The 18,276-nt window shown below is 38.8% G+C and carries 21 protein-coding genes and 1 pseudogene; 9 read left to right on the top strand and 13 right to left on the bottom strand.

Annotated features, from left to right (window positions below; translation table 11 throughout):
• Positions 1–43 precede the first annotated feature (43 nt).
• From MH117_RS03010 to MH117_RS02990, 5 genes are read left to right on the top strand one after another with little or no spacing between them, the layout of a single operon-like run.
• On the top strand, positions 44–2,305 hold the full coding sequence (locus MH117_RS03010; RefSeq protein ID WP_239327159.1) for a discoidin domain-containing protein: 2,262 nt from the start codon (positions 44–46) through the stop codon (positions 2,303–2,305).
• A 33-nt stretch (positions 2,306–2,338) separates the two neighbouring features.
• Entirely contained in the window at positions 2,339–4,150 is a 1,812-nt protein-coding gene (locus MH117_RS03005; RefSeq protein ID WP_239327158.1) for a CBM96 family carbohydrate-binding protein, read from the top strand.
• Positions 4,151–4,195: 45 nt separating this feature from the next.
• Positions 4,196–4,654, top strand: a complete 459-nt coding sequence (locus MH117_RS03000; RefSeq protein WP_239327157.1) for a phage holin family protein — start codon at positions 4,196–4,198, stop codon at positions 4,652–4,654.
• 15 nt (positions 4,655–4,669) lie between these two features.
• On the top strand, positions 4,670–5,386 hold the full coding sequence (locus tag MH117_RS02995; protein ID WP_239327156.1) for a peptidoglycan DD-metalloendopeptidase family protein: 717 nt from the start codon (positions 4,670–4,672) through the stop codon (positions 5,384–5,386).
• A gap of 18 nt (positions 5,387–5,404) precedes the next feature.
• Positions 5,405–5,791, top strand: coding sequence for a hypothetical protein (locus MH117_RS02990; protein WP_239327155.1), 387 nt, complete (start codon positions 5,405–5,407; stop codon positions 5,789–5,791).
• Positions 5,792–5,888: 97 nt separating this feature from the next.
• Here the strand turns inward: MH117_RS02990 and MH117_RS02985 are convergent, their stop codons facing one another.
• The 5 genes from MH117_RS02985 to MH117_RS02965 all read right to left on the bottom strand — a co-directional run bounded on the left by MH117_RS02985 (position 5,889) and on the right by MH117_RS02965 (position 9,806).
• Positions 5,889–7,124, bottom strand: a complete 1,236-nt coding sequence (locus tag MH117_RS02985; protein ID WP_239327154.1) for a DUF438 domain-containing protein — start codon at positions 7,122–7,124, stop codon at positions 5,889–5,891.
• Positions 7,117–7,377, bottom strand: coding sequence for a DUF1858 domain-containing protein (locus MH117_RS02980; RefSeq protein WP_343224428.1), 261 nt, complete (start codon positions 7,375–7,377; stop codon positions 7,117–7,119). Before MH117_RS02980 ends, MH117_RS02985 begins: the two co-directional genes overlap by 8 nt.
• A gap of 217 nt (positions 7,378–7,594) precedes the next feature.
• Positions 7,595–7,858: a hypothetical protein gene (locus tag MH117_RS02975; protein ID WP_239327152.1), complete on the bottom strand. Its 264-nt coding sequence runs from the start codon at positions 7,856–7,858 to the stop codon at positions 7,595–7,597.
• 457 nt (positions 7,859–8,315) lie between these two features.
• A complete protein-coding gene (locus MH117_RS02970; RefSeq protein ID WP_239327151.1) occupies positions 8,316–9,026 on the bottom strand; it encodes a transglycosylase SLT domain-containing protein in 711 nt (236 codons plus the stop codon).
• Positions 9,027–9,650: 624 nt separating this feature from the next.
• On the bottom strand, positions 9,651–9,806 hold the full coding sequence (locus MH117_RS02965) for a hypothetical protein (RefSeq protein ID WP_239327150.1): 156 nt from the start codon (positions 9,804–9,806) through the stop codon (positions 9,651–9,653).
• Positions 9,807–9,823: 17 nt separating this feature from the next.
• Between MH117_RS02965 and MH117_RS02960 the strand changes: the two genes are divergently transcribed.
• Complete coding sequence (locus MH117_RS02960; RefSeq protein WP_239327149.1) at positions 9,824–10,117, top strand: hypothetical protein; 294 nt, start codon at positions 9,824–9,826, stop codon at positions 10,115–10,117.
• A gap of 62 nt (positions 10,118–10,179) precedes the next feature.
• Here the strand turns inward: MH117_RS02960 and MH117_RS02955 are convergent, their stop codons facing one another.
• The gene (locus MH117_RS02955) at positions 10,180–10,617 is read right to left on the bottom strand and encodes a hypothetical protein (protein ID WP_239327148.1); all 438 of its coding nucleotides are present in this window, start codon (positions 10,615–10,617) and stop codon (positions 10,180–10,182) included.
• Between the two features lie 762 nt (positions 10,618–11,379).
• Between MH117_RS02955 and MH117_RS26780 the strand changes: the two genes are divergently transcribed.
• Together MH117_RS26780 and MH117_RS02950 are read left to right on the top strand one after the other, a co-directional pair.
• Positions 11,380–11,511 (top strand): IS3 family transposase, encoded by a 132-nt coding sequence (locus tag MH117_RS26780; protein ID WP_481857222.1) that lies wholly within the window; start codon positions 11,380–11,382, stop codon positions 11,509–11,511.
• Positions 11,512–11,725: 214 nt separating this feature from the next.
• A complete protein-coding gene (locus MH117_RS02950; protein WP_239327147.1) occupies positions 11,726–12,025 on the top strand; it encodes a hypothetical protein in 300 nt (99 codons plus the stop codon).
• Positions 12,026–12,622: 597 nt separating this feature from the next.
• Here the strand turns inward: MH117_RS02950 and MH117_RS26470 are convergent.
• A complete protein-coding gene (locus MH117_RS26470) occupies positions 12,623–12,757 on the bottom strand; it encodes a hypothetical protein (protein ID WP_275444475.1) in 135 nt (44 codons plus the stop codon).
• Positions 12,758–12,831: 74 nt separating this feature from the next.
• Positions 12,832–13,080, bottom strand: coding sequence for a hypothetical protein (locus MH117_RS02945; protein ID WP_239327146.1), 249 nt, complete (start codon positions 13,078–13,080; stop codon positions 12,832–12,834).
• 747 nt (positions 13,081–13,827) lie between these two features.
• On the opposite strand from MH117_RS02945, the gene MH117_RS02940 reads away from it, so the two are divergent.
• The gene (locus MH117_RS02940; protein ID WP_239327145.1) at positions 13,828–14,181 is read left to right on the top strand and encodes a hypothetical protein; all 354 of its coding nucleotides are present in this window, start codon (positions 13,828–13,830) and stop codon (positions 14,179–14,181) included.
• Positions 14,182–14,644: 463 nt separating this feature from the next.
• Here the strand turns inward: MH117_RS02940 and MH117_RS26775 are convergent.
• The 5 genes and pseudogenes from MH117_RS26775 to lysA all read right to left on the bottom strand — a co-directional run.
• Positions 14,645–14,877: pseudogene (locus MH117_RS26775) on the bottom strand (IS30 family transposase); the annotation flags it as partial.
• A gap of 380 nt (positions 14,878–15,257) precedes the next feature.
• The gene (locus MH117_RS02935) at positions 15,258–15,608 is read right to left on the bottom strand and encodes a hypothetical protein (protein WP_239327144.1); all 351 of its coding nucleotides are present in this window, start codon (positions 15,606–15,608) and stop codon (positions 15,258–15,260) included.
• Complete coding sequence (locus tag MH117_RS02930; protein WP_239327143.1) at positions 15,598–15,801, bottom strand: hypothetical protein; 204 nt, start codon at positions 15,799–15,801, stop codon at positions 15,598–15,600. Before MH117_RS02930 ends, MH117_RS02935 begins: the two co-directional genes overlap by 11 nt.
• Positions 15,802–16,127: 326 nt before the next feature.
• Positions 16,128–16,556, bottom strand: coding sequence for a peptidylprolyl isomerase (locus tag MH117_RS02925; RefSeq protein ID WP_239327141.1), 429 nt, complete (start codon positions 16,554–16,556; stop codon positions 16,128–16,130).
• A gap of 284 nt (positions 16,557–16,840) precedes the next feature.
• A complete protein-coding gene (lysA, locus tag MH117_RS02920) occupies positions 16,841–18,172 on the bottom strand; it encodes a diaminopimelate decarboxylase (RefSeq protein ID WP_239327139.1) in 1,332 nt (443 codons plus the stop codon).
• Between the last annotated feature and the right edge of the window lie 104 nt (positions 18,173–18,276).

Genomic DNA, 18,276 nt, shown 5'->3' with positions numbered 1-18,276 from the left:
CCACTAGTTATTTTATTTCACATCAATGCAGAGGAGATCTGGAATGAATACAAGTTACGATAATTATGGTGGTAGAGGTTATAGAAAACACTTAATTACGATTAACAATACGATTACATTTTCTACGACCGATATTTACAATTTAATTGATGGGAACATGAATAGTGATATTTATTTTTCAGGAAATCAACAAGTGGCTCAAAAATTTATATCCTTCGACTTTAACAATAGAATTTATATTGATGAGTTTAAACTAGTTCAAAATAATGCCTCTACTCACGGTATTTGGGTATGGCAAGGAAGCAATGATAACTCATCTTGGATAGAAGTCACTAGTCAATTTACTCTCGGTGGGGCCGCTGCATCGACTATTAAGACCCTAATCTCCCACAACCAATATTATCGGTATTATAGATTGTTAGGTGTGTCTGGTATACAAAGTCAATCACCTTATATACATGAGTTCGAGTTCAAAACACTACCACTACAAAATAAAAGCATTGTCCTTATGCAGAATAGCGAATATAAGAAGCACATTCCATACCGTCCTTTTCAACCAAGTATGAATGCAATTCCGGTCATGTCTAGCGCAACATCTTCGGTTGGTAAAGTCATTAGCAGCCCCGTATTGTCTGGTTACAATTTGTGGGGAGCATTTGATGGAAACGCAAACGGAACAAACGCATGGGCTTCCAACACTGGTAAATTAGGTTATGTTGGGTTTGAGTTTTACACGAAGACTAACATAGTAAAATACACACTGGAACCGAGAGGTGCAGAAAATCAGCTTCCCCGAATGGCACGAGATTGGACTTTTGAAGCATCTAATGATGGATCGACTTGGTCAATATTAGATACTCAAAAAAATATTACGGATTGGGTTGTTGGGGGGAAAAAGCAGTTTATTATCAGTAATCATAACTCTTACTCTCAATATCGCATTAATGTTACAGAAGAAGTAGATGGAAGTAATAGTATTCTAGTTATTGGTGAATTGGAAATGATTACGCCGGAGCTACCCGAAATAATGGAAGGCTGGGCAACCGTAAGCACGACCCCCCCCACCAAAGAGGAATTTGATAAACACGGCATGGTAGATCTTTCCGTCATCAGTGAAGCGTTATGGACTTCAACTGCTGCCATTTCACCAACAATTGAAATTATTACTTACGTCCCAACAGGCAACCCACAACCTACTTTTATTCAAAGCTATGATGATATTCCTCTTGAATTACAAATGAAGGCGATCCCACACCCTGAGCTTGTCATCAGCGATGTCGAATATCCTTTACACGGACATTTACAATCTATCCTGATCGAAGAATTAACTGGAAATGGATACAAAGGCACCGCTAGGTATGCCCTGTCATTTGATAATGGCACCACTTGGGAAACCTTAATTGCTGGAACATGGAGATCTGTAGATCTGTCTATTCTGGAACAAGTAAAATCAGAAGGCATGACTTTGGCAGAAATAACGGCTATTAAACCAGAGCAATTTTCTAATAAAGGTCGTTCCGTACGATTCGCCTATTTTTTGGATTTGAGCATCCATAGAAATGAAGAGATTCTAGTTGATCATAGCAAGCTCATTATCAAGTCGAGTCTGGATGACGTCAAGCTTAGCGACCTTTCCTTACATCTCCTGAATACACCAGCAACCCTTGACTTACAACTGCAAGGGAATAAACTAATTGGCAAGTTGGTGGATGCTGACAATGGTAAAGTAAAATATAGAATTGTACTTAATGATAAACCACTTTACCCGACCACAGGTGAATTTACGAGCCTATATCCTTCACCACATGACATTAGTATCAATATTCCTGAAAAAAATCTTCTCTTTAACCAGTCGAATACACTCCGTTTTGAATATCAGGATTATTGGGGTTCCATTCAAACCTGGCAGACTACTTTTACAGGCACTTATGCGGGCCTAATGTTTATGAATGAGTCTGGTGATTACTATTCCGACACCTTCGGCGGTATTCTTGAATATTTGGATATTGGCACGTTAGTGGCTGGTCAAACCTCATTAGAACATAAAATAAAGCTTAAAAATCAGCTAGGTTATGATGTTAAAAATTTGCTTTTGGAAGTGGAACCGACAGGCCTTCCATCTGGAGTCGCACTAGAGCTATCATCTACAACGAATCCCTTCCTTGCAAACGATAAACTAAATTATGCATCTACAGTTAAAGACGGCGCTGAGATCGAATTTTATGTGAGACTATCCACCCACATTGACGCCCCTCCTACTCCGAACGGACGAATCGAAATTCGAGCCAAAGCCGATAAGGCTTAATCTCAATACAATGAGATTGGAAGTGATTAAAAGATGGATCATCACGATATAGACAGTACTTTATTTATACGTACTCCCTCAAATAAAATGGTCGGTACGTTTAAATTGTACGGATACGGAGAAGGACATCTTAACTCTAGCCTGCTGGTCACAACTGGAGTTAAGGAGTACATGGATACCACTTTCACCGTACAACAAAATGTTCAATATAACCTGCACTCCACATTAAAAATTCAATACAAAGGTGAAAACGAGTTAAATGCAACGCTTGAGGTCATTGGCGCTGATAATCTAAGCTCAACTATCGATGTTCGACCTCATAATCAAATGTATGTGCACTATGAGTTAATGCCTGCGCCGAGAAAACACTTGGAACTTCCGATTATTGCAGATGCTACTACGCGCTCAAGAGCAGATCTCCAGACGATAAACTACGGTGACATGCAGCGTATGATGATCGGGAAAGAGCGAGACGAAGAATACACCAGCTTCGTTGATATCGGGAACCTGAAAGAACGCATCACTGATTTATATGCGCTTGAACAAGCCAAATTAAGAATCTATTATGCTGGCGCACTGACTAACAAGCCACGTATTCATTTGCAGCAGCCTAATACGATCTGGCGTGAATTAGGAGTTACTTACGCCAATCAACCCTATGCGGTCGAGCTGCTTCAGCACCAGTACACGGTTAATAAACAGGAACGGTACATTGAATTTGATATACTTGACGTTTGCAATCGATATATTAGTCAAGCTATTCCTGCCTATGGATTTCTTATGGAAAGTCCTGATGATACAAGTGTTCATTTCTATACACGGGAATCCAAAAATCCTCCCTTATTAATCGCTGCGTACATCTCAAATGCGATTTATAGTATCGGGAGAAGCCATACCGAAGCAACCGTGTTTATTAATGGGACAGGGCGCAAAGAAATAGTTGGGAAACTCACTATTAAAAGTAATTATGGAGCTACTGACATACCAGTATCCTTATACGTGCACAGACCTGAAGTACCTTTACATTTACTGTTGTCAGCGACACTTTCCGTTACACATCTAAGCTTACCAGCCCAGGTCACCTGCTCAATCCCGATGACAGATGATATCGCAAGCTACATGTACATCTCTGAAGCTAGCATATCTGAACAAACAGCGAGCTTGACAGTGTCTAAACGAGATTTAACTGCAACCGTGATTATTGATCCTAACGCCTTTTTATCAAGTTATGTAAAAGTAGCCAGATGGGAACAAGCATACCAAACAAGCTGTCTTGGCGTTAATGTGCAGGATCTGCATAGTTGTCTTGTCGTATCCAATGTCAAACAAACTTCATCTAATATCAACGCTGTATTAACAGTGAAGCTAGAGGGGCAACACGATGCATCCGCATTATTGGGTGTATGCAAACCTGATATTCCTGCCAGCATTACAATTAGAGTACAGGATAAAAATGAGTTCCCTGCATTCATTCACATTCCACATTACGATTCAACAGCAGCAATGCTTAACATCAATAAACTTGACCTGTCAGCTTCAATTGGCGTTATATACTCCCATTATACAGATGCCTTTATCCAAGTATATGAACGCAAGTTCCTCGACTCAACACTAACCGTCCATCAAATTAGTCAAATAGACGGCCAATTGACTGTTCATCAGATTCAGCAGGTAGACAGTTCCCTAACAGTATCTAAATTAGATCTTTCTGCTCACATACATCCTAGAGTGACCGTATACGACAACTTGCCAGCAACCGCTCAAATTCGAGTACGAGACGTATCCGATCTTCACTGCTCGATTACGATAAAAGGCATGGTTGGCGCCTATTATTATATTATGTAAAGCTGCCCCATTTGGGGTAGCTTTTTTATTTAACGCGGAGAAAGGATGACTGATCTTGTGTACCTAAAAGAATTAACATTATCTACGGCCAAGTATTCATTTAAAATGTTTTCAGATTATACGTTCTATGTTGGTGGAATTGTCGGTGGATGGATTTTTTATTTTACAGGTCTGTCCGTGGTACAACTCCAATCCATTCTACTCATTATCTTTTTGGATGTAGCTACTAGAGTGTGGGCAGAACTCAGAAATAACCGAAGTATTTTATCACGCAAGTTATTTTCGGGGTTTTTCGGGAAATTTACTAGCTATATGGTGCTCTTTACGCTCGCACAGCATTCATTTTATTTGCAAGACTTATTCCAGTACGCAATCCTAGGTGGCTTCAGTTTAGTAGAATTTCGTTCCATCTATGAAAATTTGAAAGATGCAGGCCAAAAACATATTACGTTGATCGGTGATCGCATCGAACAAGAACTTAACAGGGGGAACTCACAAAAATAGGGGGAAAACATCATCATGACTGCAACGATTTGGTCGACATACGGCTATCGCATTACAAGCCCATATGGCTGGCGCTCTGATCCCTTCACTGGGAATCGCACCTGGCATACAGGCATTGATTTGGTTAAATCCCATCAGGCCCCTATTCTTTCTTTTACAGACGGCACCGTGCTTCATGCACGAATGGGAATTACGGGCTCTGGCTTTGGAGGCTTTGGCAACGTCGTAGCTATCCAAGCTAATGATGGGGCTCTGTTATGTTATGCGCATCTGGATAACATCACGGTTCAAACAGGACAAGTTGTCAAAACAGGGCAGAAAATCGGTACACAAGGATCAACTGGAAGGTCTACCGGTTCTCACCTCCACTTTGAAGTACGACGCCAAACAACTCCAAGTTTCGGATTCAAAACCGATACTCACCCAGAAACCTATTTACTAAAAACCATGAAGACAGAAACAACAACAAAGCCAATCCCTATTTCCATTCAAAATAAATTCATTTGTAATGGCACTTATCTAGACGGCATGACGTATGCCCCGTTACGCCTTCTAGGAGAGCGTCTAGGGGCCAACATAACCTGGAATGGGGTGTCAGCAGCAGTAAACGGGAAACACGTGTCTGAGGCCAAAATGAAGGACGGACAATTATACGTACCTGTTCGAATTTTTGAACAGTTGCTGCATATCAAAGTGAACTGGACAGGAAAAGAAATCTATATCACTACATAAACAATAAGGAGTCCAAACATGTCAGATTATTTTATAATACTCATTGTAGTTATTTGTACTAGCGCCAGTCTGATTCTGTTTCCTAAGTTATTTCGAAATGGAATCATAAATAAAGAACGAGTAGATCATGCAAAGGTGATATTCGGAATCGTAAATATTGTCCTACAGCTCATCCACATGCAGCCAAAAGCAAAAGAACGCGCAGTTCTGATGTCAGATATCGCCAACTTAATAACTGAGTTTGTAACGGATCTGGTTGCGCACAATGGAGAAATACAAAAAGGTATAGCTCTCCAAGCATCTAAAGATGTACTAATGAAATTAGATGTCCAGCTATCTGGCGAAGAGGAACGGTGGCTTGAACTCATCATTGAAGAATGTCTCCGCTATCAACAACAACCATAGTTTCTGCATGCAAGAGGATCATTCCTTAGTTGATATGGAATGATCCCTTTCTAGAACCTTAAGATTATATTATAATTAACATCCTTCTATCATCTGCTTACGAATTAATTCGTTTCTCCCCAGTGATTTCCTGGATAGGCGCAATATTTTGTGTGAATTCCAGTGTACCTTTATACTCCCCTGCTGCATTACGTACAGCAAAGTAACGAATCAATACATACTTGTCTTTAAAACGTATCCAAAAATCCTCTGCTTCTTTGCGTCCCGCTTTGAAGTCATCAAGCAGTTGATTGACGATGTGAACGCTCTGCGGCGGGTGGCAGTTCTGAACCGTACGCCCGATTACGGACGGAGTTCGAGTAAACACACGATCCTTGCCGTGGCTGTAGTAACGAACGACATCATGTTCATCTATAAACGTTAAATCCACAGGCAGATGGTTCATCATCAGTTCCAGCTGTGCTACGGACAATATGCCTGTTTCCATACGCACAACACCATCTAACATTCCACTCGAATCCACCTTCTCGCGTGCAGGAACCCAGACTCCATTCGGCTCAGCCAAGAAGTATCCCACATCTGCGCTCTCAGCTGCTATACGAACCCATTCGTCTTCAGTTAACGTCTGCATCGCCATCGGGAATAAAATATTCTCTTCTTTGAAGATCATTTCGTTAACTTCTTGAATAATATGGCGCAGCAATTCAACTATCGCTTGCTGGCATCCGCTGCCTGCTGCGTACGCTTCTAACTGCTGTCCTGCGTCTTTTAGCATCGAACGAATGCCATCGTCCACTCCCCACATGACCTGCGTCGGGCCAAAGATACCGTATTTCTCCAAATAGGGAAACAACAGATTTTCCTTTCGGCTGTAATGCTTGTCTATTCCCCTCAACTGTGCGAGGTCTTCAAGCAGTTTGAGTTTATTCCGCTCCTGATCATCCTTATCAAATCGTTCCGTATGAAGCTCCAACTTGAATTGAACCAGCTTTTCCAGCTCGCGGTTCTCCAGCTTAAAGGTATGAATTGGATGGCCAGCTTCTTCTGTGGCTGCTGGCTGGTGAATCTCCTGTATCGATCCTTTAAATACCGCCGTATGGACGGAACACAACCGCTGTACCTCTGCCACAGGGATGCCCTCTTCCTGCATCAGTGCATGTTCCATTGCGGATATTTCGGCGACGGTGACGTCCCCAACAGCCTCCTCAAATTGACGCTTGACGTCATCAACACTCTTGCCTTCATGCAGCTGTTTGATGATGTCTTTTAACAATTGCTGTCGCATGCTTGTATTTAATCGGTCCCGTTCACGATTGTTAATGATCTCACTCATGAATAAACAGCTCCTTCCCTATAACCATGTAACCCGCTTCCTCAAAAGCTTCTATAATAACACCAATGGAAATCCCTTTAGCTTTAGCGCCTTTAGGAATTGTCATCGCACGGCCAGCCGTATTACGAATGATCGGATTTGCAATTTGGTCAAACCCCAATTGAACCATAATCGAGACAATCTCCTCATTTTCTTGGCACAATTCATATATACTTTTAGATAAATCAAGTGAGGATACACCCAATCTAATCACCCCATTTTCAAAATGAGAATACTTCTCACAAGAAATGTAACACAGGATGCAAAACCCTCTTGTGATTACAATCACTTTGATAAAAGGAGCGGGTACCTAAATGCTTCACAATCAAGTAACCTAAAGACCAGTACACAGTAATAACCGCGTCATTTCCTCTTTTTTTTGAACACAAAAAAACCGTGTTCCTGTCCTCAGGAATACGGGCTGTGTTCACTCATATAGGCAGCATATCTTTGCGCTCTGCAATTGGCCGGCATTGTCTACATACACCAACCACTGATCCATTATGATCAGCATAAAATACAAGCTTACCAGACATTTGTTTGCAATAGGAACATTTCTGTCCGCCCAACTGCTTGGCCTTGGACCTATCAATCGACACGATATTGCTGTTGGCTTCACGACTCTTGATACGCCGCAGCACAACATAGACAATCAATGCAATTGCCAAAATTACAGCTACTATGACATAAAGCAACCTTCACACCTCTTTTCAGTGTAAATCCAAAAGAAGTAATACCTCTATCGCTGCTGCTTCTTACTCCTTGGATTAAATAGAAAGTTCGAGCAACTTATTCTATGTTACCATAATTGGCTGTACGACTCCATATTCCTTCATGTTTAATTTAAAGCAAGGTTCAGATGCCGAATTAAGTTAAAGACGCCCACAACAAGCAATTGTGTAAGTAAATCGTTAGCATTATAAAAAGAGTAAGATGCAGGAATAAAGCAGGTATATTTATATATTATGAAAAGCATGTATTCGGAAGTGTAATGAGAGAGAGTGAAAACGGGGATAACTTAAGGTGTCATAAAAGTAAATTAAATTGCAGCGAGCAATAAATAATCAAGCGCTCCTTCTCATTACGGTATGAAATGACGTCAACCAACTCGTCATTTATTTATTCCTGCATCAATAATGATCATGATCAGCTTTATCGAGATTGCGCCAATTGCGCTTCATGCTCAAATTGCTGTTTATATTTTAATACTTTTTTTGTATAGGAACTATCCATTATTCCTTTATTGTCAATCCATTTCTTCGAACCAGCGCGCCCGCGGTTATATGCCAGCAGCATCGCTTTCTCCAACTGCTTGCCTTCATACTCGCCTTCCCAGTAGGTACGACATTCGATTAACTCCTCAATTCCTAACAGCACATTATGCTGAGGATTAAAGACATCAATCTTGGCTACTTCAATTTCTTTCGCCAATCTGCTGACGTTCCGTGAGTTCATTTGCACGAGGCCATAATCACTTGTGCCATTATCGTTATGATAAACAGTATGTCCATCAAAATTACTCTCTGCCTTGATCAAGCCCAGAAACGTGTAGTAGTTGATACCTTCTTTATTCGTTTCATCCCAGATCATATCTAGTACATCCTCTGGAAGCTTAATAGATGGAACATCTGGACGCATGCTGGACGTGCCAAGCACCGATACTTCCTTAGACTTAACAGCCTTCCGCTGATCAACTGGTTTTTTGGAGCCAGCCTTAGCTATAAATGAACGTGAAAAATCAATGACATAAGCATGGCTTGTCTTGAATTTTTCTAACAACAGTGCCGCCTTGTTCGTTTCTTGCTGAGTAGAAGATGTAAAAAACACTACTGCACCCAACAGAGATAGAACTATTTTAGCCATATCCAACTCCTTGAACTGTACTCCTAGAGAACTATGACTTTTCTCCTAGGGATTTGTTTCTGCCGAATACATTTTTACATTAAACCATAAATTTCAGAATAAAACACGCCTTTACATGAATTCCCATCATTATTTTTCAAAAATTTTCACATTTACGCATGCGCTTACATTAGTAAAGAAGCCCGCCACTCCTAACAAAATAAAAAAGACGACACCTGTATATACCAGATGAAATCCCACATTTTACCTCTATTTATTGTACTTTAACCTTCACCATTTTGTCGCCTTGTTTTATAGCATCGACATGTTCAACACTTTGGATGACCTGGCCAAATACAGTATTTTACGTCATCAAGATGATGGACTGCATCACTACAGATGAAAATTGTTTCCCACCTCTATCTTTGCCTGCATCAGCCATCAAATTGGAATATTGAGGAATAAACATAAGACTTGCTCATCACAACAACTATTACCGTCTTTCATTAACGAGGAGCAGGTAATGGTAGCGTGTTGATTTCATCAATAAAGTTTTTAACGTCCTTCCGTTCATCTGCATAGAGAACTCGTCATCTACTGCTGAAAGCATATAATCATTGTCTACTATATAGTAAGTTCCACATCTTAGGAAGTATATTTCCCTTCATTAGCATATTTACCTGCGGAAATAGCAGTAACTATTTTCATCCCTTTTTTAAGATCAGGTTCAACTTCTCTAAATACCAAGTTGTAGATTAATTTTATACTATCTCTAACCGGTTCTCCGTTTATGGTTTCCAATACTTTGACTCGTAAGTATGTGGAGTTATAAGGACTTCATACGAAACGCGAAGTCTAAAAAGATCGCACTTAAACAAAATGTAAATATTAACTATAATTATGAAATGGACTCAGTTATCAATTCAATCACTTCATATCTTAGTCAGATTGAAAGTCTATTAAATGAAAAAGAACAGACTATTGAAAAACTGAAACAAGAGAATGCTGATTTAAAAAGGAACAGTAGTACAGAGGATTTAGATCAACTGATGCAAATATTGAGACGAGCTAACAAAATGGGTGCAATAGATAAAGGTATGAAAACTGGTTAACATTAAAAGGGTTATCAGTTAGCCATAAAAAGTGCCAACGAGATAACCCTTATATTATTTAATTAATATGATCTAGCAGCTGAAGAGTATGAGTAATCCCAACCACCATCTCCGTCATTAGATACAATCTTTATTGTGTAATCGCCTTCCTTTTTTGGTTTCGTATCCAGCAAAACACGCCAGTTGTTTCCCGCATTAGTTTTGCCCGAAGCAAACTCATTGTTATCTGGATCATAAACTACGAGCTTCATTCCTTTTTTGTTGTCGTCTCCTAAGTATATTCTAAAGTTAGCACCGTCTGACTTATTGTAAGTAAAAGAATATTCAACTTCTCCACTACTTGGCAGCACGCCATCCTTAGATTCATACCCTCCAAGAAGTTTGATAGTTTTGATTGAATTCATGTTAGCATTGTAGGAATGGTTACTTTGGGCGAAGATGCTGGTAGGAAGGATTAGTAATGATAAAGCTGCGGTCAATACGATTAACTGTTTTTTCAAGGGTACACTCTCCTACATATTATAGTGATGTATTGGATTGTGTTTATCTAGGAATATTTTAACAATTAAAACCACTTTAATCAACCACCATCTAATTATTTACTAAAAAGATTTCATCAAAATAGTCTTTTCTATAAATGTATTAATCTCAGTTAAAAGTAACATTTTATTGTTTTATTGTTTTATTGTTTTATTGTTTTCAAACTTTTTTGTATATTATGTTATTTCATCCTGCAATAATTACACTTGTTCAAGATTCTTGTTTTCTTTATAAAATCTAATTGCGCCTTGAGTATAAGATATTCTATGAAGTAGATTATCTTTAGTTGGAATCGTCATAATAAAACAGTAGAAAATCTATCCCTTGTATTCACACCAAATGTAACCCATTTACTCGCTCCACTCATCTTATTATTTATAATCCAACACAGTTGTTTTTCGTGACCATGACCATCATGCTATGTCACTAAGTTCTGACCATTGTTTTCGTGGAGTTTCATCATGATAAGTAGGCTTATGCATAATAAGCCTTTTCATAATCCATTTGTCCTTATTTTTTATTTTGATAACCATGCATTTTAGTCCATCTCCCTTATTCTATATAATAGTTTATTCATCAAACCTAAAAGCAAAATAAAGCAAAATCTAGATTCTCAGAACCGTTAACACCTTTGATTTTGCGTAATGACATCCTGGATCGGCTACAGTAAGTTGGACAGAAAAACCAGCTAATACTTGCCAATGATTTTGTCTTGGTGATTTTTGTTCTTATTGTATCTAAAACTTGAGCTTGATGATTACATGAAATGGTTTAATCTTCACCGTGTTCATGGAACCCTAGGTTATTTAAGCTCTATCGAGTTCAAGAAACGAGCCCTTAAAAAAGTAGTCTGATTTAGTGTTGACAATCCATTGTACTCTCTTAATTATAGGGTTAGTTATTTACTTATATTTTTGTAATTTTTCCCATAAAATTTGATCATGTAAAAACAATGTATCAATGCCATCAGAAAAGTAATAATCGAGGACTTGCATCCATATCCTATAAAGTATGAGTTTAATTGTTTAGATACTTGTTCGATCAAAACAATTTTAGGAGGGATTTGCATTGCTCAAGAAACAAATTATTACCGCTTTAGTATCAGCCTCTGTAACCATAATGATGGTTATGCCTGCTGCTGCACTACCTACTAATGTATCTCAGTCTCATTTAAATTCTATAATTAAACCTTTTTACTGTCCAACATGTAATGCGGTCGGAATAGCATATGCTAAAAAAGATTACAAAAGAAGCGACTTTACTACTAGTTCTACAATTCAATACAATGGTTCTACATACTATTTTTCAAGTATTGATGATAATTTAACCACTAATACACATTGGTGGACTATATGGATCAAACAATAATGAAGTAACGAATGCTTGAGATTGTCTATTAAGACATTAGACAATCTCAAGCAATTCTGTTTTCCACTTTCATCACGCTACAATAAAACAATGGTAAGCCCATTTCATCGCATTCTAATGTATCTCCTATTTTATAATTCTCATATTTATAATAAACTTGATTTTCCAACCCATAATAATATCACCCCTTCCTATATAAGAGTCCTTTCATCATATTACTTCCATTAACTTAGTTGTACTTATGCATGTGTTTTTCTTTGTATTAAACCTCTCCCGTGAAACAATCTGTTAAAAGATCGTCTAAATACGGCTTAAACTTTTTAAAGGCGCCAAGATATTCAGCAAAGAACAACTCCAATAATGTTTCAACCATGTCATCCTTCTCCTCTTGAAGTCCTGCTCAACTCTTTCTTTGATCTCATCTACTACTCGATCCGTATAAACTTGGGATCGACCCGTGGTCTCGGTATATCAGTAGAATTCTTTACCAATTGAATACTTAATGCGGAGGATCGCGATCATCATAAATCTCCAAAGTATAAATGAATACATCAAAACTTATAATGGTCCGTCTAGATTTATGTTGACATTGGGTATCTATTTGACCTTAAGTTGCTCAAGAAACACTAATTTCTCGCATAAATATTTCTCTACCATCTCTTTGGCTTTATTCAACAATTCATCAATAATCATTTTAATGTCAAACATTTCTTTGAGTTCTTTTATTTTCATACATCAATAATCGAATTTACATATGCTTTCTGTTCATCACTTAGCCTATTTCATAATTCTTGCACAAACTGATCCTAAACCTCTTTCGCGATTGTGTTCATGGAGTCAATTGCTTGTTGTTTGAGCACATCTGACGCATCTTTTAGTTGCTGCCACGCTACGTTAATTTCTTCTTGGGTTCCTCCATCAGCTTCAGCTATCATGCACCGTGCTTTGTCCTCAACAATGACAAGTTTATCTGTAACTTCTGTCCAGTCACTTTTCGCGAATTGCGTTTTCTGCCAACTACTCCCAATTGCACACTTATTGGCTTTTTCGCCCAATCCCAGTTCTATCTGCTAAATCAGTATCCACTTCTTGAACCGAATCAATGACACCTTCAGTAGAAACCTTAATTTTTTGGACATCCCATACTAACCCATCCATAATTTGTATATTTCCTCAAAGTCATGATCTGCCCACATTTTTATTCTGATTTCATTCATAACACAGTACAGTCTCCTTCATTAAATTTTTAATCGCGTTATCTTAGATTCATCTTTTTACTCATAAATTCACCAAAAAAATTTCTCATCGTATCCCAATCAATGTCACTATATTCTTTTACAATCCATAAAGCTTCCCCATATCATTGAAGCTTGAATTTCTGTAGACTTATCTTTTCCATTGTCACTATAAAGCCAATTTTCTAGTTTAAAGTAAGCAGTCATAATGCTATTACACGGTTCGAGCATATCTTCACAAGCTGCCAGTGTTTCAAACAAAATTTTATAGATTATTCATGTGATAAATTCGCGTAGCCCTTACCATCAACAAAATTAATAATGTGAGTGTCGTTTATTCTTCTAGTAACTTTATTCACGATTTAATACCACCAATTTCATTAAGATGAAATAATCTTTTTAATTGTATATGCTCTTTGTACATATTCGGGTGTAATTTTTTTAATTCAAAATATATATGCATATACTCTTTGTTTTGATACAATAGTTAAAATATTACTATCTAAACTGACCATTTCACACCTTTTCTCTACAGACACTCCATAAATTAGAAGGGAGGTGAATTTAATGAAAAAGGTAGTACTGATCCTATTTTTAGCATTCTTCTCTTTCTCTACTAACGCACTTGCTGCCTATACTGCAACATCACATGATTTGACAGTTAGCCAACCTGCTCAACATAAATTAAGTGTTGGCCTATGGAGTTCTACGAATGAAACCGTTGAGCTATCGCTTTATTCCAAAGGGCCCTCCGGTCAACTTCATAAAGTATTCTCAACTACCGTGAATATCGGACCCACCACTCCAAGTCCTGTTGAGTTTTCAGTAGGTTATCTTAGTTCAGGAACTTATGTCCTTAAAGGACAATTCCAAGGATCTTATGGTAGTCTAGGACCTGTTAGTTTACATCAAGTATATTAATAAATTGCATAGAGATGAATACGGCCAAGCATATTATTCTATGTTTGGCCGTATTCGTTTCTCCTGAATCTATTAACTCTTTGTAACAATGTGTTAATTCTTCAAAGTCGCTTCTACAAATATGCAATTTACTCCTTATAAATATTCAGATTAACTCTTTTAATAGATTACTATATTTATTTTTTACTCTTTATATATCATCAAAGATTATCTTCAAAGGATCATTTCCTGTTTTGTCTTCTCTTTACCCAATGAATTGAACTTCCTAATAAATATGTGTTTATTTCTTCTTCAAATTCCTGAGATTTATGATTACAAATACAATCAAAATGTTCATTTTTGACTATTGCTTCTTATGAATCAGCTTCAACCTCCATAACATATTCGCTTTGTCTGTTATACATGAGAAAGCTTTAATCCACACAAGGCTTTTGAAAGTGTCTACTTGAAGGGGATAATACCAAGTTGCCATCGGCTTATGACGCTTGCCCTTATGCCGTAATGCGTTGACTCCCGCTCCGAGGCGCCCTCGTATAACCATCTGTAGATCGTTTCGAAGCACACGAAAGGTTTCCCTTTGGAACGACGTTTCTCGGCGACCTGCTCTGGTGACCAAGTCTCCTGCAGTTTAAGATTGAGTCCTTCGGCAAGTGCCCTGGTATATTTGCCTACAGACACGCTAGAAGCTCTCCGCTCATGGCTCTTTGTTATTTTAGCCGTCGCACTTCATATTACAATCCGTCATTTTCAAAAAGAATCATGACCGTGTTAAAGCTCGATAAGAATATTACAGATCATGTTAACGTTGTATTAGATACTGCTGATATCGCTACTGACTATATACGAGATAAGGAGAAGTTGGCTTTAGATACAATAAACAAAGTTTTATAACGAATTGAGTATTACTATAACAGAAGAAGAGCAACGATTGATTGAGATCATAGTTATAGAAGGCTTGTCTTTCAGTAAGTAAATATTTATACAACTATATCCATTTTATCAATTCTGATATAGGGGTATTTTTTAAAGAAGAGATCATTTTAAAGACTAATGCTGAGATTTCCTTTGTTAAATCATTACTTGTTTTCTTCGACCTTATATTCCATCCAGTTCAAATCACCAACGTTATCTTTTATAAAAAGGCTTCCTGTTTTTTTATTAATAAATATCGTTAAACCTTGATGTGCTTTATCATCTGATCCTGTAACTGAATTTGTTGACTCGAAATCTTTCTCATCGTACGTGTCTGACTTGTATATCTCGAATAGCGGGTATTTTTTTCCCTCAAACATGATCCATCCAGCGGTCAAGCCCTCACTTAACATTGGGTCTCTTGGTGCTTTTACATTGCTTAGAGCGTCCGAACAACCTGAACTGAAAATGGATATGAGAACTATTATTATCAAACCAACACGTTTAATAGTCATTTGTCACCTTTCCTTTAAGGCCCAACACCATACCAATGTGTGCGTCCAGATAACAGGTTTTTATGCTCTGTATGCCACTTACAGTATCGCTTCCTTTCTGTTTAGCTTCAACAGCATGGGCAATTTGAAAACTCGGCAAAGAAGCCGTTAGTACCAACAAGGAAACGGAAATCATCAAACCAATTCTCTTCAATTGCATTTCATCCTCTCTTCTCCTCATATAGTAGATTCATCATCATCTTACAGGTTCAGGAAGAGAAGGTGGAACGAAAATCAATATAGAGGTTTCCACATTTTAATAGCGCGAACATTCTGCGGGAACACAATCTAAAAGTTAGTTAAATGAGTATCGCTGGTTTTATTAAATCCTTTTGCTTGACTTTCAATGTATTAACTATTTTAGAATAATTTTATGTACAAGGAACGACTTAATGATAAGATGAGATCTACTTTTCAGCATATAAAAAATCCTCTTAGAGCATTGAAATGCACACTAAGAGGATTTTTATATGCTGCTGCTTATGCTACTTCAACTTTAGCCATTTTGTCGCCTTGTTTAATGGCATCAACATGTTCAACACCTTCGATGACTTGGCCAAATACAGTATGTACGCCATCAAGATGCGGGAATGCATCATAACAGATGAAGAACTGGCTGCCGCCTGTATCTTTACCTGCATGTGCCATTGACAAAGCACCTTTAACGTGTTTGTGCGTGTTTCCAGCTGTTTCACATTTGATTGTATAACCTGGACCACCAGTGCCTGTACCATTAGGACAACCACCTTGAGCTACAAAACCTTTAATTACACGGTGGAAGGACAGACCGTTATAGAATCCTTCGTTCGCCAATTTTTCAAAGTTGGCAACTGTGCCTGGAGCTTCATTTTCGAACAATTCAATGACAACTTGGCCGCCGTTTTCCAGCGTGATGTTTGCTTTTTTCATTATAATAAACATCCTTTCTCATATACGAAATAAACACACCGTGTACAGTATATCATTGCAGGTGGACTCAACACAACAAACACGTCATGACTACAGCCAGAACGAAATCAATTACAACCTGATTTCATCCAAGCTTAGCAACTTCACTTAATCAAAAGCAACACCGAGCCAAGGAGAATTCTCCTATAGCTCGGTGTAGATCATTCGTTATACACCAGCAACAGCGAACAAAGTCACAACGCACTAATTAGCAACAGTTGCGCCTGCTTCGACTATCGCAATTATTATTGACTGACTAACACTTTCTGCAATCTTGCCGGAATGACGTCCTTACCTACGATGTCTTGGTGTGTCTCGCGGCCAACAACGAGGTCCGCTTGACCATTCTGTACAAATACAACTGCAGGCTTACGAATTCGGTTATAGTTGCTTGCCATTGCATAATTGTATGCGCCTGTACAAGATACCGCCAACAGATCGTTCTGCTGTACAAGCGGTAACGATAAATCCCAAATGAGCATATCACCGCTCTCACAGCATTTACCTGCAATAGATACTACTTCTTCGGCACTCTCATTAGCCCGATTAGCAAGCAAAGCTTCGTAGCGGGATTCATACAAGGCTGGGCGAGGATTGTCCGTCATCCCGCCATCAACCGCAACGTATTTGCGTACGCCCGGTATTTCTTTAACAGAACCGACTGTATACAAAGTTGTCCCTGCATCACCAACGATGCTGCGTCCTGGCTCAACCCAAATTTCAGGCAATGTCTCATTCAAATTTGCAAAGTGAACTTTCACCGCATCCGTAATCGCCTTAACGTAATCTGCCACGGCAAGTGGTGTATCTCCTTCAGTATAGCGAATGCCAAACCCGCCCCCCAAATTCACAACCCGGAAGCTGACGCCTGACTGCTCCTTCACTTGACGAGTGAATTGAGCAACCCGTTCAACCGCCATTTGGAAACCTTCTACTTCAAAGATCTGTGACCCTATGTGAGAGTGAACTCCCAATAGATCCAAACCTTCAGCTGCAGCTGCCTGCTGAACCGCTTCATAGGCTGTGCCATTGCCGATATCAAAGCCGAACTTGGAATCCGTCTGTCCCGTGGAAATGTATTCATGTGTATGTGCTTCTACGCCGGGTGTTACACGAAGTAATACACTAACCTTCCGTGCCCGCTGCTTGGCCATCACATTCAACAATTGTAGTTCAGTGAAATTATCTACCACAAAGCATCCGATATTCGCCTCAAGCGCCATCTCAATCTCATCTGGTGTCTTGTTATTGCCATGGAAATGGATACGATGGGCCGGAAAGCCCGCCTGCAGCGCCGTATACAGTTCACCGTCAGACACAACGTCCAAAGACAAGCCCTCTTCATCCACAAGTCTGCACATCGCCATTACACAAAATGCCTTGCTTGCATAAGCAACCTGAAACTTTAATCCAGAGGCTCGAAATGCCTCCATATATTGGCTACTACGCTGTCTGACTAACTGCTCATCTACAATATAAAGCGGCGTGCCAAACTGGGCTTTAAGATCAGTCACATCACAACCGCCAATCGTTAAATGTCCTAGTTCATTAATCGTGCTAGTTCCATGTAAATACACTGTCCATTCCCCATTTCCTGTACCATTTCCAATAGTTATTCATTACCAAAATTATAACAGGAAAGTTCCAATTCACAGAATGGACTAATGTGCACAACATTTGC

The sequence above is a fragment of the Paenibacillus sp. ACRRX genome (assembly GCF_022346885.1).
GTDB lineage: Bacteria > Bacillota > Bacilli > Paenibacillales > Paenibacillaceae > Paenibacillus_B.
Note: the sequence above shows the minus strand (reverse complement) of the source record. Positions and strands in the feature narration are given on the sequence as shown.

Bases quoted from the DNA above. Each gene is read 5' to 3' on its own strand.
- MH117_RS02995 (WP_239327156.1), top strand. From the start codon at position 4,670: ATGACTGCAACGATTTGGTCGACATACGGCTATCGCATTACAAGCCCA.
- MH117_RS03000 (WP_239327157.1), top strand. From the start codon at position 4,196: ATGACTGATCTTGTGTACCTAAAAGAATTAACATTATCTACGGCCAAG.
- MH117_RS26470 (WP_275444475.1), bottom strand. From the start codon at position 12,757: ATGAAAATAAAAGAACTCAAAGAAATGTTTGACATTAAAATGATTATT.
- MH117_RS02985 (WP_239327154.1), bottom strand. From the start codon at position 7,124: ATGAGTGAGATCATTAACAATCGTGAACGGGACCGATTAAATACAAGC.
- MH117_RS02970 (WP_239327151.1), bottom strand. From the start codon at position 9,026: ATGGCTAAAATAGTTCTATCTCTGTTGGGTGCAGTAGTGTTTTTTACA.
- MH117_RS02925 (WP_239327141.1), bottom strand. From the start codon at position 16,556: ATGAAAAAAGCAAACATCACGCTGGAAAACGGCGGCCAAGTTGTCATT.
- MH117_RS02990 (WP_239327155.1), top strand. From the start codon at position 5,405: ATGTCAGATTATTTTATAATACTCATTGTAGTTATTTGTACTAGCGCC.
- MH117_RS03005 (WP_239327158.1), top strand. From the start codon at position 2,339: ATGGATCATCACGATATAGACAGTACTTTATTTATACGTACTCCCTCA.
- MH117_RS03010 (WP_239327159.1), top strand. From the start codon at position 44: ATGAATACAAGTTACGATAATTATGGTGGTAGAGGTTATAGAAAACAC.
- MH117_RS02940 (WP_239327145.1), top strand. From the start codon at position 13,828: ATGAAAAAGGTAGTACTGATCCTATTTTTAGCATTCTTCTCTTTCTCT.
- MH117_RS02960 (WP_239327149.1), top strand. From the start codon at position 9,824: ATGTGGAGTTATAAGGACTTCATACGAAACGCGAAGTCTAAAAAGATC.
- MH117_RS02935 (WP_239327144.1), bottom strand. From the start codon at position 15,608: ATGACTATTAAACGTGTTGGTTTGATAATAATAGTTCTCATATCCATT.